Source organism: Williamsia sp. 1135, from assembly GCF_002095395.1.
Taxonomy (GTDB): Bacteria; Actinomycetota; Actinomycetes; order Mycobacteriales; family Mycobacteriaceae; genus Williamsia.
This window is the reverse complement of sequence record NZ_MJEI01000096.1, coordinates 41,559-59,067: the sequence shown is the minus strand read 5'-3', so window position 1 is coordinate 59,067 and position 17,509 is coordinate 41,559. Positions and strand designations below refer to the sequence as shown.

The following is a 17,509-nucleotide window of genomic DNA, read 5'->3' as shown; positions in this document are numbered from 1 at the left end:
CTCATTCACGCAAATCGGACAGCGGACGCGTTCTGCAGGTCGGGCTGCGGCGGAGTCACCCGTCACATCTGCGTTTGAACACGTTCTACCGGTGGAACCACTGAGTCAGACATCAGAACTGCGCGCTCAACGCGAGCTGACGAGATTGCTGTCGAGAGGGGACTGAACATGACGGAGCACAACAAGGCTGACCAGGCACGCAAGGGTTTGATCGACTCGGTCAAGGGCAAGGCGAAAGAAGTCGCCGGTGCCGTGATCGGAAACGATTCCCTGACCGCCGAGGGACAGCTCGAGCAGACACAGGCCGCCGAGCGCAAGCGGGCGAACAGCGTCGAGGCCGTTGCCGACGCCGAGGCCGCACAGGCGCGTGCCGAGGAGAACGAGGCCAAGCTCGAGAGCGCCAAGGAACGTACCGAGGTCAGCGTCGAAGCCGGGGGCGCGAAGAACGAGGTGGATGCGCGCGCGGCCGCACAGAAGCACGCTGCGGAACAGGCCGGCGCCCAGGAAGCCGCCCGCAAGAAGACCCAGGCGGAGATCGATGCCGAGCGCGAAGTCGCTCAGGCGCAGGCAGCAGAACGCGAAGATGTCACCGACGCTGCGCGCGAGGTCGCCGAAGCGGCGGACGAGCACCGAGAGACGACGGCGGAAGCAACCAGCGCCCAGACCGAGGCCGACCGGATCAGGCGTCAGACCGAACGCCTCTCCAACGACGCCGACCTTCCCTGACCAACCACAACCACCAGGAGCCACTGATGAGTGTCACCGCTATTCCGTTCGCAGTTCTGCGTTTCAACTACCGGATTGCCCGCTTCCCGCTGCAATTGATCGAAGATCAAGTCGTGGCCAAGTGGGATGCCGAGGCTCCCGCCCGGTTGTTCTACGAGCGCTCGCTGGGAGCGTTGGATGCCACTGTCGGTGGCGTCCTCGGCGACGCCACACTGGCCAAGCGCGGGGCCGCGCTCACCGAACGCAGTGAAGCCCTGGCCAAGGCCGCAGAACTCGATGCTCAGGCGGCAGCCAAGCGTGAGGCCGCCGACGCCGAACTGAAGGCGAAGCGCGAGAAGGCCGTCGCGGAGCAGAAAGAAGCACGCGAGGCGAAAGAGCAAGAAGTCGCCGATGCGCGCCAGACCGCGGAGCAGCGCAAACAGGAGGCCGAGAAGACTGCGGCCGAGCGCACCGCTGCCGCCAAGAAGCAAGCTGACGAAGTCGCGGCCCAGCGCAAGAAGTCGGTCGACGCCGCCAAGCGCGACGAGCAGGCGAAGATCCGTGCCGCCGAGCATCAGGCGACCGCTGCGGCTGCGGCCAAGAAGAAGGACGCCGCCGCCAAGCGCGATGACGCGGCCGCTACCCGCGCGCAGGCCGATCGGGTGGAGAAGCTCGCCGACGCGGAGAAGGAAAAGCGTCAGGCCGAGCGCGCCGACAAGGCCTGACCCGTAGGTATCTGACGAAGCCGAGAGAGCCGGCGCCGACTACTGCGAGACGTCGGCGCCGGTTTTCTTTGTGGACTTGACCATTGTGGCGGCCAGGATCAGTACCACCGACAGCACTCCGGCAACCATGAACGCGAGGTGGGTGCCGTCGGAGTACGCGGTGACTTCGTCGGCGCCATCGCTCACCGACGACGTGGTTCCGCGGGTCATCAAGGTGATGAACAGTGCGGTGCCTGCGGCGCCCGCAACCTGCTGAACCGTGCTCACGGTCGCGCTGCCGTGTGAGTAGAGTTCCGGCGGAAGCGAACCCAGGGCCGAGGTCATCAGCGGCGTGAGGGCGAAAGCGATACCCGCACTGAGGATGACGTGTGCACCGATCACGTGGGCCAGCGACGAGGTGGTGTTCAACGTGGCCAGCAGCCAGGTGCCCACGCTCATGGCGATCGTGCCCGGCAGCACCAGTGGACGGGCGCCCCAGCGGTCGAACAGCGCCCCGACACCGGGTGCCAGCAGTCCCATGACGAGACCACCCGGCAGCAGTACCAGGCCGGTGGTCAGCACGCTCTTGTCGAGCACGTTCTGTAGGTAGAGGGGCAGCAGGATCAGGGCGCCGAACAGGGTCAGCATCAAGCCGCCCATCAGACCGACCGCCAGGCGGAACGAGGCGACCTTGAAGGTGCGCAGATCGAGTAGTGCGAGTCCGCGACTGACGAGCCGCTGTTGCCGGATCACGAAGAGGACGAGAGCCACGGCACCGATCACCAGTGGGACCCACGGCGGGACGGGGGCGTGCCCGGCCGCCGATTCGCCGATACTGCTCAATCCGTAGACCAACCCGCCGAAACCGAGCGCCGACAGCGGGACCGAGATGAAGTCGAGATGGGCCTTGCGGGGCTCGGTGACGTTACGGACGAAGAGTCCACCCAGCACGAGCACCGCTGCGGCGATCGGGAGGACGATCCAGAACATCGCACGCCAGTCGAACGACTCGAGGATCAGACCGGACACGGTGGGTCCGATCGCGGGCGCCACCGAGATCACGATGGACACCAGGCCCATGGTCCGGCCACGCGAGTGCTCGGGGACCACGTTCAAGATGGTGGTCATCAGCAGCGGGATCATCAATGCGGTGCCGCCGGCCTGGATCACGCGGGCGACCATCAGCACCTCGAATCCTGGTGCGAGCGCCGCGACCAGGGTGCCGACGGTGAACGCACTCATCGCGGCGACGTACACGGTGCGCATGTGGAAGCGCTGCAGAATGAAGCCCGTGGTCGGAATGATGATGGCCATCGTCAGCAGGAAGCCGCTGGTCAGCCACTGCGCCGTCGACGCGGTGATCTCGAGGTCCACCATCAGGGTGGGTAGGGCGACACTCAGGATCGTCTCGTTGAGGATCACGACGAAGGTCGCGATCAGCAGCAACCCGATCAGCAGTACGGGGTTCGCGGCCTTCTGAGTATCGGCGCTGCCCGCCTTGGTCTCGACCATTGCATCCTCGGTCACGATCACATCCCCCTCATTGCCGTGCAGAACTTCAGCAGCATATACCAAGTGGCAGTGACTGCCACATTGTCACCAACTGACGAAAACCTTGTCCGGGGCGGATACTCTCTTGACATGCCAGCCACGTCAGCGCCAGAGGCCCCCGCCGGTCTGCGGGCCCGGCGACGCACCAGGACGCTGCACGAGATCCAGCAGGCAGCACTCACCCTGTTCGAGCGACAGGGTTTCGAGGTGACGACGGTCGACGAGATCGCCAGAGATGCTGGAGTGTCCGCACGGACGTTCTTCAGATACTTCACCACAAAAGAAGAGTCGGTGCTCTTCGACATGTACGGATTCGATGAAGCGTTGCGGGCCTGCGTGGTCGCCGCAGATCCCACCGAGTTCTCGCTCGCCGACGTGGAGGCCGCGTTCACCGCGGTCATCGAGGGATTCCGTGACGAGCAGAGTGAAGTCGCCCGTACCATCGCACGCATCCAGAAGCTGGTCTGTTCGAATCCCGGCCTGAGTGCCGCGGTGGTCGGCCGGTGTTCGGACAATTCTCAGCGCCTCTCCGGGCTTCTCGAGACCGAGTACGGACCAGAGGTCCGTTCACACGTTCGGCTGATCCTCGAGATCGCGCAACTCGCCCTGCGGTCGGCGTTCGACGAGTGGGTCAGCCGCGCGACCACGGAATCGTCGGGGGCTGATCTGCTCTCGATCTATCAAGACGTCTGCGTACGCGTCCGAAATCTCTGAAGAGACGAGCGGACCCCCTCGACGCACGCCGACAACACCTTTCGGTCCTTCCTTTCGCGCGATCGGCACTTGCTATCGCCGCGACACTCCGCCTGATCGGTCGATGAGACTGACTCTGCACCCACACCCGACACGCATTCGTGGTGGGCAGCTGGTCAATCCATTGCCGACTGGACGGAACAACCTTCATGAGCGCACTGACGCTCCACGGAGTGACAAAAGTATTCGACGGTTCCACCGTGCTGGATTCCGTTGAGCTCGCAATACCCGACGGGGAATTCATGGTGCTGCTCGGGCCGAGCGGATGCGGCAAGTCGACCCTGCTCCGCATCATCGCCGGACTCGAGACACCCTCGGCGGGAACCGTTGTCATCGATGGCATCGACGTCACGGACCTGCCGCCGCGGGAGCGGGATCTGGCGATGGTGTTCCAGAGTTACGCGTTGTACCCGCACCTGTCGGTCGCGAAGAACATTGCCTTCCCACTGAAGACCGCGCGGGTTCCGAAGCGAACGATCAATGACGCGGTCCAGTCTGTTGCCGGCGCGCTGGGGTTGCGAGAGCTGCTCGATCGCCGACCTGGGCAGCTCTCCGGTGGCCAACGACAACGAGTTGCCTTGGGCAGGGCCATGGTCCGCGACCCGGGGGCCTTCCTGATGGACGAGCCGCTGTCCAATCTCGACGCACGGCTGCGCGCGGTGACCCGCACCGAGTTGATCGCACTACACCAGCGGGTGGCCAAGACGTTCCTGTACGTGACGCACGATCAGGTCGAGGCGATGACGATGGCCGATCGCATCGCCCTCCTCAACGAAGGGCGCATCGAACAGGTCGGCACTCCGGAGCAGCTCTACGACCACCCCGAATCGGCGTTCGTCGCCGCGTTCCTGGGCGCACCTCCGATGAATCTGTTCGATTCCGACGTGGTCGACGCCGGTGGACACCTCGTTGCCGAGTTCGGCGGGGCGTCGATACCGATCGGCATCCGATGCGACACCGACGCCATCACCACCCGCCGCATGAGGATCGGGCTGCGACCCGAACGGCTCGCCGTGTATTCCGGAACCGCTCCCGGACCACCCCGAGCGTCACCTACGACCGGATTTCGCATACCCGCCGCGGTCGCGCTCACCGAGAACCTCGGCGGAGACGTGCTGGTGCACTGCGATGTCGGTGCCGTCCGCTTGTGCGCCCGCGTACCTCGAACAGGAAATGCGCGTTCCCTGGGCACCGGCGCCGCCATCACGCTGGCCGCCGACATCTCCGATCTGCACATGTTCGACCCCGACAGCGGCCGGCGCGTGCGCTGGCAGCCCCGGCCGTCCGCCGCCACCACACCTCGACTTCTCGACGTAGGAGCACCACAGTGATCACTTCCAGAACCACCCTCGCCATCGCGGTGACGGCATCTGCCCTGATGCTCACGGGCTGCTTGTCGAGCGGCTCCACGAAGACGCAGACGTCCGCAATACCCGAACTCGACGCCGACCAGAAGGTGTCGATCGTCTTCGAGAGCTACAACTACGGGATGGCAGGCGCCTGGACCGACACCTTCGACGAGCTGCTGGCGGAGTTCTCCAGGAAACATCCGAATATCGCTGTCACGCCCCAGAAGCCCGCAGGTAACAGCCCCAATCCGGCCACCGATACGGTGTCGAGCATCCGGAATCAGATGACGGCCGGGAATGCCCCGGACGTCGCCCAGCTCGGCTTCTCCGACCTCGACTTCACCGTCAACCAACTCCGTGCGCAGTCGCTGGACCAGCTCGTCGGTAGCGAGGAGGTGGAGAAGAACTTCGACGGAACCACCCACCCGTTCGCACCCAGGGCACGAACTCTCGGCGACTGGAACGGTGAGACATTCGGTGTTCCCTTCGTCTTCTCGACGCCGGTGCTCTATTACAACGCGTCGCTGTTCGAGCAAGCCGGGCTCGATCCGAACAGCCCGCCGGGGACCTGGGAGGAGGCGACCGCCGCGGCCGCGACCATCGCAGAGCGGACCGGCAAAGGCGGCGCCTACATCGATTGCCTCACCAAGGCGGCGAAGGACTGGTGCTTCCAGAGTCTCGTCCGGTCGAACGGCGGCCGGGTGCTCTCAGAAGACCGCCATACGTTGACCTTTGCCGACCCGCCCGCCGTGGAAGTCGTCACCATGGCCAAGAATCTGGTCGACTCCGGGGCCACACCCGCTCTCACCCAGAAGCAGGGTTATGAGGCGTTCGCCCGCGGGGACATGGGCATGATCCTCGAAACCAGCGCCATCCAGGACCAGTTCGTCAAGGGAGCCAGGGACAAATGGAACCTGCGCTCGGCTGCGATGCCCAGCTTCGGCGGCAAACCGGTGGTCCCCACCAATTCCGGCGCTTCGTTGTTCGTCTTCTCGTCCGATCCGGCGAAGCAGCGCGCAGCGTGGGAGCTGATCAAGTTTCTCACCAGCGAAGAGGCATACGTCCGGATCTCGAGCGGCATCGGATACCTGCCACTGCGTACCGGACTGATGGACGACCCTGCCGGGCTGAAGGACTGGGCTGCACAGAACCCGTTGTTGGAACCCAACCTCGAGCAACTCGAATCGATGGAACCGTGGGTGTCGATGCCAGGCAACGACTATCTGCAGATCCGCGACGGGATGATGTCGGCGATCGAATCCGCGGTATACCAGGGCGCCGATCCCGCCACCGCCCTGAACGCCGCGCAGGAGCAGGCGGCCACCCTCCTGCCCGCGTCATGACCGCGCCCGAGGCGACCATCATCCAGATCACCGACACCCACCTCAGTGCCGAGGGTGAGCGGATGCACGGAATGATGGACACCACAAGCAATCTCCGCCAGGTGCTCGACCATCTCGACGCGTCGGCGATCCCCGTCGCCGCCATCGTCCTGTCCGGGGATCTCACCGATGCCGGATCGCCCGCGGCGTACGAGCTGCTGCAGTCCATGGTCGAACCCACTGCTGACCGGCTCGGGGCCAAGGTCATCTACGCGATGGGCAACCACGATGATCGCGCAAGTTTCCGACTCGGTCTGGGGCTTGCGTACAACGGATCGACGGAGCTCGGTGCACCCTACGACGTCGTGCACCAGGTCGGCGGGCTACGCATCGTCGTCCTCGACAGCACCACCCCGGGACATCACGACGGCCACCTCGACGGGGCGCAGTTGGATTGGCTGGCCGCCGTTCTGGAGGATCCCTCGCCGGGCGGGGCGTTGCTGGTGCTGCACCACCCGCCGATCCGATCGCCGATCACCACTGTGGATTTCCTCCGACTCGTCGAACCCGCCCACCTCGAGCGGGTGATCTCCGGTTCCGACGTGAAGATGATCCTGTGCGGCCACGCCCACTACACCGGCGCGGCAGCGGTCGCGGGCATTCCGGTCTGGCTCGGCCCGCCCGCGTCGTATCGGACCGATCCGGTGCCACCGGTCGGCAGGCACCGCGCCGGGATCGGACATGGGTTCAGCCGCATCGATCTGTTCGGGGACTCGGCAGTGGCCACCGCGGTCGACGTCGTCGGGGTCGACGAGGTGTACAACGAATCACAATCGGTTGTGCTGGAACGCCTTCGATCACTCACCCCGCAGGCGCGGTGAGCGCAGGTGTTCGTGATCGACGAACCGGCGACCGCGACCACGCAGCCGCCCTCGGTCGCCGCCGCCGGGGATGCCCCCGGCCGTAGACCGCGCAGAAGGTTCTCCAAACACGCGGTGGTCCCGTACCTGTACCTGTCCCCCGCGCTGATCCTCATCGTGGTCTGGACGTATCGGCCACTGCTGCAGGCAGTACAGCTGTCCACGGTGTCGTGGAACCTGTTGCCCGACAGCCCCATGGAATCGGTCGGAGCGAAGAACTATCAGCAGTTGTTCGAACTGCCGGCCCTCGGCGATGCGGTGTGGCTGACGGTCGTGCTCATCCTCGGACTGCTGCCTTTCACCGTGATCGTTCCGGTCATCGTCGGCTTCGCGATACGCAACCTGCCCGACCGGACGTCTCGGCTCTACCAGGGGCTCATCTTCGCTCCGTTCCTGGTGGCGCCCGTGGCCGGTGCCGCCGTCTGGCGTTGGCTGCTCGACCCCGGTGCGGGCGTGGTCAACCGTGTTCTCGGAACCGATCAGAACTGGATCTACGACACCAGCACTGCTCAACTGGCCATCATCGTGATCACCGGTTGGCATCTCATCGGATTCGCCGTGCTTGCCGTGGCGGCGGGGCTGGCGGGCATCAGCTCGGACTACGACGAAGCAGCACAGGTCGACGGCGCGACCCGGCTGCAGATCGGCGTGCGGATCACGCTGCCGCTGTTGTCACCGACGCTGGTCTTCCTCATCCTCATGACCATCCTGCTCAGCGCACAGTGGAGCTTCCCGTTGATCGACACCCTGACGCAGGGTGGACCGGCCGGCGCGACCACCAACATCTATTACCTGCTCTGGGACTACGGATTCCACACATTCAACGCCGGCCTCGGTGCAGCGGCAGGCCTGGTGCTGTTCCTCGGGTTCGGCGCCGTCGCCGGAGCCCTGGTCTGGCTGTCAGAACGGCTCACCTTCGATGACAACTGATCTCGAGACCACGACCGGTCATACCGGCGGACGTGACCTCCATACGCGCGTGCGGAGTCATCTCACGCTCGCAGTCATCTCGATTGCCTGCGTGTTTCCCATCTACTGGTTGGTGGCCACCTCGGTTCGCCGCCCCGACGACGTGGGTTCGTTGCAGTTGCTGCCCTGGCCACTGTCGATCGAGAACTACGTCGACGCCGCGGACAAGGTCGACATCCCCCGGCTGATGCTCAACACGTTCGGGGTGGCCACCGCGTCCACCTGTGGCCAGCTGCTGATCGCCGTGCTCGCCTCATATGCGTTCGCGATGTACCGATTTCGGTTCCAACGGCTGCTTTACCTCGCGTTTGTCGGTACCTGGTTGGTGCCTTACCAGGTGACGATGTTGCCGAACTACGTCCTGCTCAATCAGCTCGGTCTTCTCAACACGCTGACCGGAGTGGTGCTCCCTACGCTCAGTTCGGCACTGGCCGTATTGATGATGCGTGCGCACATGGCCGGTTTCCCCACCGAGTTGATCGAGGCGGCGCGGATCGACGGTCGATCGTCGTGGTCCATTCTGTGGACCGTGGTGGTACCCAACCTCCGACCTGCGCTCGCCGCTCTGGCGATCCTGCTGTTCATCAACTCCTGGAACGAGTACTTCTGGCCCGCGGTGGTGTTGCAGTCCAGCAATGATGTGCTGCAACTCGGTCTGCGGAGCTTCATGGGGACCGAGGGTGATCAGTGGGGCCCGATGATGGCTTTGGCCGGGCTGGCGTGCCTACCGGTGTTCGCGCTCTATGTGGTGTTGCAACGTCACATCGTGAATGCGTTCGTGCGCAGTGGACTCAAGTAGAGACCTCCTCCACGCAGTCGACGAACGCTGCGACAGCGCTGTTCACCGTGGTTTCCGACCACACCATGTACAGGTCGACCGTGGGGGTCGGGTCGATGAGCTTCACCGCGACCGACGATGCCCCGGCGGTTCCCATCCCCACCCCGGCGGCACGCGAGAGCGAGGCAAACGCGACGTACGGCTTCATGGCAATAACGTGCGCGGTCCCGCCCGGATCATCGGACGACTGGGCGACGGTCAGCGACACCCCGGACTCGGCGGCCGCAGCGACGATCGCGTCGTACATCGCCGGGCATTGGTCGCGGTCGAACAAGACGCACGGCTCACCGGCGAGCTCGGCGCAGCGCACACTCGAGCGGCCTGCCCAGGGGTGGGCCCTCCCGACCACGGCGACGATCGGGACGCGGGACAGGAGCAGTCGCGATCGGAGGCCCGGTAGCCGCGGCTCCCCATACACGAGCGCGATGTCGAGCGACTCGTCGACGATCCCGCCGAGTTGCGGTCCGGTTCGTTTCTCCCACAGCGACACCGACATGTGTGGGTGGCGCTGACCGAGACGCGCGAGCGTCGAGGGAAGGACGTGGCGGCTCGCCAAGAAGTTGTAGCCGATGTTGAGCGAACCGACCTGCCCCGCTGCGGTCGACTTCGTGATGTCGACCGCCTTGTTCATCTGCGCGACGACCATACGCGCGTGTTTGGCGAACTCGACGCCAGGCGAGGTCAACTGCACCTCATGCGAACTGCGCACGACGAGCGTGACGTCCAAGGACTTCTCGAGCTTCTGCAGTTGTGCACTCAGCGACGGTTGCGACATGTGTAGCCGCGCAGCAGCCCGGCCGAAATGCAGCTCTTCAGCGAGAACGATGAAGGACGACAGATGTCGAAAGTCCACGATTACCTCCCCTGACCAACGCGAGCGTGCATGATCGAGCGCCTGGTCATCACACGAGAGACGCCTCGTCTGCATCCGGTTGAGCGAGGTCGTTTCGAGTCGGAGCCGAAGTCGAAGTCGGAGTCGGAGGCTCGTCGTACATCTGATCGAGCTGCGCCATCGACAAGCCGTTGGTGTCGACGCTGAACTTCCATGTCACAAAGGCGCCCAGCAGCGAAGTGGCCACCAAGATCGTGAGAACGGCCATGGTTCCCCATGAGTCGAGCAGCAACGGGAACAGGAATGCGGTCAGTACCGCTCCCACCTTGCCGAAGGAGGCGGCGAGTCCGGCGCCGGTCCCGCGGAGCCGAGTCGGGAACACTTCACCGGCCAAGAGGTAGGTCATCGAGTTCGGCCCCAGATTGGTCATCAGGTTGAACAACATGAAGCCGCCGAAGATCAGCAGGATCTGCATGGTTCCCCCGACCGCGGTCGACAGCGCAGCGATGGCCAGCCCTGCCGCGCAGCCCAGGAATCCGACGATCTGCAGCTTGATGCGGCCGAACCTGTTGACCGACACAATCGCCAACGCGATCCCCACCAGCAGGAGAACGTCGATGACCGCAGCGCCCTCTGCGCCGTTGAGATCCCCTGCGATAGCGGAGGTCACGGTCCCGTCGTCGGCCGCGACCGTGCCCACCGTGGCGGCGACGATCGTCGGGGTGAAGATGCCGATCCCGTAGGTGCCGAGGTCTTGCAGGAACCACGGCACCGACGCCAGGATGGTCGATCTGCGCCATGGCCTACGGAAGAGCGTGGCCCAGCCGGCAGTGCCTTCGGCTCGATCGGATGCGGTCGCCTCCAGCGTGATGGACGTCGGATATTTCGGCTCTCGTTCCAGCAGCCGGGCCAGATGAACCTGCGCCTGCGCGACCTTCCCCCGTTCGAGCAACCAATGCGGGCTCTGCACCACGAAGGTCCGCCCGATGGTCACTACGATCGCGGGGATGATCGCCACGGCGAACATCCATCGCCAATCCGACACCTCGTCCCGATTGCCCAGGATGATCACGCCGATCAGGGTGCCTGCCGTGGCACCGATGGCCTGGAAAGCGAACGCGCTGAGCACACTTCGACCACGATTGGCTGTCGAGATGGTCTCCGAGATCATCATGTGCGCGGTCGGATAGTCGCAGCCGAGCGCCAGGCCCAACCCGAACAGACACCCCACCAGCACTGGAAGGCCGGGGCTCACGCTCACCCCGACCAGGAAGATCGTCAGCAGCACCATCTCGAAGACGAACAGGCCTCGCCTGCCGAACCTGTCGGAGAGATTGCCCAGCGCGGTCGCACCGATCATGATGCCGAGCAGGGGCGCTGCCGTGACCAGACCGGTCTGGTTTGCGTTCAGAGAGAACTCGAGCTTGATCAGTGGCAAGGCCACCCCGACCATGAAGATGATCATGCCCTCGAAGAACTTGCCTGCGGACGCCAGAAACCAGATACGCCGCTGCATCCGGGTCTGGGTCCCTGCGAGGGAGGGTGTTCCGTCGTGCCAGGTCGGCACCTCGTCGATGTACGCCTGCACGCTCAGTGCATCCGGGGCCGGACCGCCCTCAGCACCCACCACGGCAACCCCTTGATCATTGGCAACGCAGGACCTGAACGGACGAACGATACCTGCCGCCGATTAACCCCGCGCAGACGCGATCTGAACGTCACCTGAAGGGCACAACCACGACACCGATTCGCCGTACATTCACCAGAGTAGTTGTCCCGAAGGAGATTTACGCAGTTGCAAGCGGGTCAATCGCTTGTGCGGTCGACTAGCCTGCCCGGGAGAACAGCGCGACCACGAAGTCGGAGCGGTCAGTGAACGGCCGCAGATCCCAGGTCGAGAACCGATGATCGTCGGAAAGCCCGCTTGCCGCCGCGTCGTCGAAGAATTCGGCGAACTCGTAACCACGTCCGGACCCGAACCCGATGACTACGCGCCCGGTCGGCGCGAGATGACGGGCGAAGCCCGCCAGCACAGCCCGCCGGGTGGACGGCGCGACGAACGCCATCACATTTCCGGCACAGACGATGACCTCGAAACTCGCGGCGATCCCCCGGGCGGGCAGATCCAGTTCGGCGAGATCGCCCACCTCCCACGTCGGGCCGGGGTAGTCCTGCTGCGCTGCTGCGATCAAGACCGGATCGACGTCGACGCCGACCACCGTGTGGCCGGCCGCGTGCAGATGGCCGCCGAGTCGTCCGGGCCCACACCCCGCGTCGAGGACACGACCGCCGCGGGACATCATCGCGTCCACCATCCGCGCCTCGCCCACGATGTCCTGGCCCTTGGCTGCCAACTCCCGGAAGCGCTCTACGTATCGGGTCGAGTGCTCTGGATCGGCGGCGGTGATCTCTTCCCATTGACTGGGGGTGCGCGCGCTCATCAGATACTCCTCGGCTCGGGACAGGACGGTCACTGTCACCGTATGCGGCGGCTTCCGAGGGCCCCGACCCGAGGCCGTCTCAGCGCACGACGTCGAAGATCTGCTTCTGGATGCCGTTGCCGTACGCCTCGTACTCGACGAGATCCAGTTTCGTGGCGTCCTTGTCGGCGTCGCTGAACAGCCGCTTGCCTGCGCCGAGCAGCAGGGGGAAGACGAGGAGGTGATAGCGGTCGACGAGACCGGCGTCGCCGAGAGCGCGGCCGAGGGTCGCGCTGCCGTGCACAGCGATCGGACCGCCTTCCGTCTCCTTCAGCGCCGCCACATCGTCCACCGAGCGGAGAATGGTTGCGGGCCAACGCTCGTCGTCGGACTGCAGTGTCGTCGAGACCACGTATCTCGGCATCGCGTTGTATCCGGCGAAGTCGTCCATCGTGGGCCAGATCGGGGCGAACGCCTCATACGAGGTCCGGCCGAGAAGGAGCGCGGTGGTCTCCTCTTGTTCGCGTCCTTTGATCTCGTAGGCGGCGGGATCGAACGCGACGTCTTTGAAGGTCCATCCCGAGTTGCGGTATCCGGGCTCCCCACCGGGCGCCTCCATGACGCCGTCAAGGGAAACAAAGGCGGTGACGATCAGTGTGCGCATCTTCTGGTCCTCCATGTCGTGGCTGCCGCACCCACCGTAGTGCCGGTTGCGGTCTGTCTTCCATACGTCGAACGGGTTCTTCCGAAATCGACAGGCGCGAGATCGTTCGTTGTTAACGTTGCCGCATCTACGCACCCAGGGGGAGGGCATCTTGCGCGGATTTTTTCGACATGCCGGTTTGTCAGTTGTGGCCGCCATCGGCCTTGCGGCGCTGCTACCGGCCACGGCAACCGGCGCGCCACTGCCGGTCAGTTACGACTTCAACACTGGCATCATCGCCGAGTTGACCAACCCGAACGGGTCACTGCCGGGTACCAATGACTGGTCGTGCCGGCCGAGTGCGAAGCACCCCAATCCGGTGGTGTTGGTGCACGGTGGCTTCGCCAGTCAGCAAGTGAACTGGGGCGTCTATGGTCCCCTGCTCAAGAACGAGGGCTACTGCGTCTACACGCTGACCTACGGAGCGATTCCTGATGCCGCGTGGCCGCTGTCCGCGATCGGAGCGCTCGCACCGTTGGAGACCGGTGCGGCAGAACTCTCCACGTTCGTAGACAGGGTCCGTTCGTCAACCGGGGCGAACAAGGTCGATATCGTGTCGCATTCGCAGGGCAGCCTGACCTCGGGGTACTACGTCAAGTTCCTCGGCGGCGGCGACGTCGTGGCACACCTGGTGTCGCTGGGCGGGCTGTGGAAGGGCACCGGTTCCGGAGAGAACACCCTTGGTGCGCTGCAAGAGCAGTTCGGACTGCCGAACGTGCCGTCCATTCCGTTCTGCCCGGCGTGCACGCAGGCAGTCAGCGGCGAGCCGTTCATCGCAGAACTCAACTCGGATGGCAGTCCCTACGTGCCCGGCGTGCAGTACACCAACATCTCGACGAAGTACGACGAACTGGTCATCCCTTACACCTCGGGACAGGCGCCTGGACCTCCCGGGACCGATGTCACCAACATTGTTGTGCAACAGGGATGCGCCATCGACCACACCGCCCACCGGGGACTGGCCGCAACACGTCGAGTCGCGGCTTTCGTTCTGACCGCACTCGATCCGAGCAATCCACGATCGGCGCCGTGCGCAGCGGTGGAACCGAACTCCGGGGTGGGCTGACCGTCCGCGTCCGAATTCGCTCCACCTGCATGCGTGCGCGCCAGTTGCACGTGGTGCGTATGCGCGCAGGTGGCGCGGACTTCTCGGCGTCTGGATCCGCCGCGGTGTTGCCGCCCAGCCCGTCTGGGCGGCAACACCGTGCGCTTTCACACTATGGAGTTGTCAAGGTTGCGTGCGCGGTCCCGGCGGGGCCGGGTGCGGCTGGTCGAAAAGTGTCAGTGGTCAGTCAGAGTCGTTCAGTAGCAGGGTGTTACGCGGCGAGGGTCATGGTTCGTCTGTTGTAGGCCGGTAGTGGTCGTTGGTGTGGGTCCATCTCGACCGGCGGAATCAACCACGGATGCCCATCAGACCCCATGATCACGTCCCAACCGGTGTTGTGGACGGCGCCGTGGCAGGTCCGGCACAACAAACACCCATTCGCCAGGGTCGTCTCACCCCCGTCGATGTAGTGCTTGATGTGGTGGGCATCAGTCCACGTCGCCGGGGCCCCGCACTTGATGCAGCACTCATCGCGGATGATGATCGCTTTGCGGACCGGCCCGGTGAACAACCGTTTCGGTGGGCTCAGATCAATCGGCACCTGCTGCCCATCAAGGGTGATGAAGGTGAAAGTCGAATCACACGCCAACGCCGCTGCGGTGGCTTCGGTGATCGGACCCATCCACCGCAGCGACGCCTGATCAGGATGATCAGCAGGAACGGTCACATTCACCTCGGTCCGCGGCGCCGAGATCAACCCCTGCCCACCACCGCCACAGTCGAGCAACTGATGCAACGCATCCGCCCGCAACTGCGTCGGCGTCCGGGCATCAGGGGAACCATCAGGCTCCGGGCGGGGTTTGGACCAGAAGTCCAGAGCGGAGAACAACTTCTCCCCGATCTTCACATCCAGATCGAACTTCCCCACACACCGGCCCTCACCACTGACCGCATAATCGAGACTGTTCAGCGACGGGTCCTCCGCCGGCGGCTTCCCACCAGTATCTGCAGCGAACTCATTGCCCAGACTGCGGGCAGTCTTGCTGATCTCACTCGGCGGCGCCCCCGACACCGCCCCATTGAGCAACTCCCCCTCGAACCCGTACCGCTTGGCGTCGGTAACCGGCTGCTCCGACCGCCCGTCGATGCCGGCCAGGCCCTTCACGATGGCATCAACATGCTCCGATGACAGGTACCCGTCGCGGGCCCACCCGACCGTACGATCGAGACCCGCCAGCCCGGCACCGATCCGCACCCACCGCTGCGCCGACGCCGGCGCAGCACCATTGGCTTCCAACAACTTCGACGTCGTCGACCCCGCCTGACGCGCCACACCCAACTCATCAAGCACCGCAGCACACACGGCCAACTGATGCTCGGTGGCATTACGCAACGTGATCAGATCACGCACCAACATCAACAGCTCCGAAGAATCACCAGGGACCACCAGCTCAGTCACAGCCGCCACCGAATCGAGAACCCGCATAAGACAACACCTTCCACCCACAGATCAACAGGGACAGTCGGCGGCATCTTCCCGGAAGGGCATGTATCAAGATTCGTCATCATTGGGCCGACTACCTACAACCTACCGCACTCGAACACATGTTCGCAAGCGGTTCAAGCCACTAATCCCGCTGCTTCGCAACATCTTTCGATAGCAAAGCAAAACTTCCGAGACTCGCGGGCGTCTTCCGGAAGGTACCAGCAGGTCCTGACAATGGTCCTAAGCATCTCGTTCAAACTAAGCGGCGATAGGAGACCCGCGGCGGAGCGGTCCTGCGTCGCTTCGAGATGCCGTTGTTGCGGCAGCTGGATCAGAACACCCGCCTGGCGGTACGACGCCCCAACCGTCTCTACGACGCGGGACACGGGCTATCTGATCCACGTCGACATCAAGGCTCTTCGAATTCCCTGACAGCGGCAAGGTCTGGGCTGCGCACACAACGCATCACTGTGTACAACGTTCCCCGGGAAGCACATCGAGCCTTACGGAAAAAAATCCAGAACACGAAAACGCTCCACCCCAAAACGGGCGGAGCGTTTTCGTTAACTGCACGTCACTTGCGGCAACCGTCAGCTACTACTGCTGAGGTACTCCTCATCGGTCACATGCTCTAGCCACGTGGTGGTGGTCGCCGGGTCGTCGGCGTTGTCCAGCATCGCGAGATGCTCCATGAAGTTCTCCGATGTTGCTCCGTGCCAATGCTCTTCGCCAGGCGGGCAGTACAGGGTCTGGCCCGCGGATGCCTCGACCTTGGCTTCCCCACGCGACTGCACCCACGCGACACCCTGGGTCACGTGAAGGGTCTGACCACGCGCGTGCGAGTGCCAGGCCGTCCGCGCCCCCGGCGCGAACCGCACCTTCGCGACGATCATCTGCTGGCCGTCCTCACGCGGAAAGGCGATGGGGTCCAGCCACACGTCTCCGGTGAATTGCGCGGGCGGGTTCTTCGTTGTCGGCATTACGGGATCGATCTGCATGTTCACGCCTCCGGGATGTCGAGGCCGAACGTCTCACGCGTGACGACCTCGGGCTCAGGTCCGCCACGGATTCCGGTGTCGAGGGCATCGATCGCAGCGAGCTGATCAGCGGTGAGTTCGAAGTCGAAGACGTCGAAGTTCTCGACGATCCTCGACGGGGTGACCGATTTCGGGATCACCTGTCGCCCCTGCTGTAGGTGCCAGCGCAGCATCGCCTACGCAGGCGACTTACCGTGCGCTGCGGCGATCTCCTTGATGACCGGATCTTCCAGCGTGGAGCCATGTTTGCCGTCGCGGTAGAACGTGATGCCACCGATCGGCGCCCAAGCCTGTGACAGTATGCCGTGTTTCTCGTTGACCTCGAGCAGTTCTGACTGGCGGAAGTAGGGATGGACCTCGATCTGATTGATCGCCGGCACAACAGAAGTCGCTTCCAGCAAGCGATCGAGATGGTCCGGCATGAAGTTACTGACTCCGATGGCCCGGACCTTGCCGTCCGCGAGAAGTGCTTCCAGTGCCTTGTACGCGGCGATGGTGAGGTCGAACTCGCCGGGCAGCGCCTGATGCAGGATCAGCAGATCGAGTTGCTCGACACCCAGTTTGCCGACCGCCTTGTCGAACGCGTGGAGCGTGGCGTCATACCCGTAGTCGGTGATCCAGATCTTCGTCTCGATGAAGATGTCGGAACGGTCGACGCCGGAACGCTTGATCGCGTCGCCGACACCTCGCTCGTTCAGGTACGCCGCAGCGGTGTCGATGTGGCGATAGCCCGTCTCCAGCGCGGTCTCGACCGCGACGGCGGTCTCGTCGGGTGGGGTCTGAAAGACGCCGAAGCCCAGGCTCGGGATCTCGACGCCGTTGTTCAAAGTCAGATTCGGATTACTCATGACTTCCACGCTAGGCGCGACGTCGGC

The 17,509-nt window shown here is 64.3% G+C and carries 16 protein-coding genes and 1 pseudogene; 9 read left to right on the top strand and 8 right to left on the bottom strand.

Features of this window, described 5'->3' with window-relative positions; translation table 11 throughout:
• Positions 1-168: 168 nt before the first annotated feature.
• Positions 169-726: a CsbD family protein gene (locus BFL43_RS15730; RefSeq protein ID WP_084893449.1), complete on the top strand. Its 558-nt coding sequence runs from the start codon at positions 169-171 to the stop codon at positions 724-726.
• A 26-nt stretch (positions 727-752) separates the two neighbouring features.
• Complete coding sequence (locus BFL43_RS15725; protein ID WP_084893448.1) at positions 753-1,430, top strand: IF2 family translation initiation factor; 678 nt, start codon at positions 753-755, stop codon at positions 1,428-1,430.
• Between the two features lie 39 nt (positions 1,431-1,469).
• On the opposite strand, the gene BFL43_RS15720 is transcribed toward BFL43_RS15725, so the two are convergent.
• Positions 1,470-2,936 carry an MDR family MFS transporter gene (locus BFL43_RS15720; protein ID WP_346425972.1) on the bottom strand — a complete coding sequence of 489 codons (1,467 nt, stop codon included), beginning with the start codon at positions 2,934-2,936 and terminating at the stop codon, positions 1,470-1,472.
• 114 nt (positions 2,937-3,050) lie between these two features.
• Here BFL43_RS15720 and BFL43_RS15715 point away from each other — a divergent pair, with 114 nt between their 5' ends.
• The 6 genes from BFL43_RS15715 (at position 3,051) to BFL43_RS15695 (ending at position 9,072) form a co-directional block, all read left to right on the top strand.
• Positions 3,051-3,674 (top strand): TetR family transcriptional regulator, encoded by a 624-nt coding sequence (locus BFL43_RS15715; protein ID WP_084893447.1) that lies wholly within the window; start codon positions 3,051-3,053, stop codon positions 3,672-3,674.
• 188 nt (positions 3,675-3,862) lie between these two features.
• Positions 3,863-5,044 (top strand): ABC transporter ATP-binding protein, encoded by a 1,182-nt coding sequence (locus BFL43_RS15710; RefSeq protein WP_084893446.1) that lies wholly within the window; start codon positions 3,863-3,865, stop codon positions 5,042-5,044.
• A gap of 47 nt (positions 5,045-5,091) precedes the next feature.
• Complete coding sequence (locus tag BFL43_RS15705) at positions 5,092-6,405, top strand: ABC transporter substrate-binding protein (protein WP_084893535.1); 1,314 nt, start codon at positions 5,092-5,094, stop codon at positions 6,403-6,405.
• Complete coding sequence (locus BFL43_RS28645) at positions 6,402-7,265, top strand: metallophosphoesterase (RefSeq protein ID WP_143695347.1); 864 nt, start codon at positions 6,402-6,404, stop codon at positions 7,263-7,265. Before BFL43_RS15705 ends, BFL43_RS28645 begins: the two co-directional genes overlap by 4 nt.
• 6 nt (positions 7,266-7,271) lie before the next feature.
• Positions 7,272-8,234: a sugar ABC transporter permease gene (locus tag BFL43_RS28640; protein ID WP_143695346.1), complete on the top strand. Its 963-nt coding sequence runs from the start codon at positions 7,272-7,274 to the stop codon at positions 8,232-8,234.
• Positions 8,224-9,072, top strand: a complete 849-nt coding sequence (locus BFL43_RS15695) for a carbohydrate ABC transporter permease (RefSeq protein ID WP_084893445.1) — start codon at positions 8,224-8,226, stop codon at positions 9,070-9,072. Before BFL43_RS28640 ends, BFL43_RS15695 begins: the two co-directional genes overlap by 11 nt.
• Here the strand turns inward: BFL43_RS15695 and BFL43_RS15690 are convergent.
• The 4 genes from BFL43_RS15690 to BFL43_RS15675 form a co-directional block, all read right to left on the bottom strand.
• Positions 9,065-9,964, bottom strand: coding sequence for a LysR family transcriptional regulator (locus BFL43_RS15690; RefSeq protein WP_084893444.1), 900 nt, complete (start codon positions 9,962-9,964; stop codon positions 9,065-9,067). The genes BFL43_RS15695 and BFL43_RS15690 overlap by 8 nt on opposite strands.
• Before the next feature lie 49 nt (positions 9,965-10,013).
• Positions 10,014-11,570 (bottom strand): MFS transporter, encoded by a 1,557-nt coding sequence (locus tag BFL43_RS15685; protein ID WP_240498297.1) that lies wholly within the window; start codon positions 11,568-11,570, stop codon positions 10,014-10,016.
• A gap of 199 nt (positions 11,571-11,769) precedes the next feature.
• Positions 11,770-12,384, bottom strand: coding sequence for a class I SAM-dependent methyltransferase (locus BFL43_RS15680; protein WP_084893534.1), 615 nt, complete (start codon positions 12,382-12,384; stop codon positions 11,770-11,772).
• A gap of 79 nt (positions 12,385-12,463) precedes the next feature.
• Complete coding sequence (locus BFL43_RS15675) at positions 12,464-13,027, bottom strand: dihydrofolate reductase family protein (protein WP_084893533.1); 564 nt, start codon at positions 13,025-13,027, stop codon at positions 12,464-12,466.
• Positions 13,028-13,214: 187 nt separating this feature from the next.
• Between BFL43_RS15675 and BFL43_RS15670 the strand changes: the two genes are divergently transcribed.
• Positions 13,215-14,132, top strand: coding sequence for a lipase family protein (locus BFL43_RS15670; protein WP_240498296.1), 918 nt, complete (start codon positions 13,215-13,217; stop codon positions 14,130-14,132).
• A 250-nt stretch (positions 14,133-14,382) separates the two neighbouring features.
• On the opposite strand, the gene BFL43_RS15665 is transcribed toward BFL43_RS15670, so the two are convergent.
• The 3 genes and pseudogenes from BFL43_RS15665 to BFL43_RS15650 form a co-directional block, all read right to left on the bottom strand.
• Positions 14,383-15,597 (bottom strand): HNH endonuclease signature motif containing protein, encoded by a 1,215-nt coding sequence (locus tag BFL43_RS15665; RefSeq protein ID WP_084893442.1) that lies wholly within the window; start codon positions 15,595-15,597, stop codon positions 14,383-14,385.
• Between the two features lie 590 nt (positions 15,598-16,187).
• Positions 16,188-16,595: a cupin domain-containing protein gene (locus BFL43_RS15655; RefSeq protein ID WP_084893440.1), complete on the bottom strand. Its 408-nt coding sequence runs from the start codon at positions 16,593-16,595 to the stop codon at positions 16,188-16,190.
• 2 nt (positions 16,596-16,597) lie between these two features.
• Positions 16,598-17,482: pseudogene (locus BFL43_RS15650) on the bottom strand (aldo/keto reductase).
• Positions 17,483-17,509 lie beyond the last annotated feature (27 nt).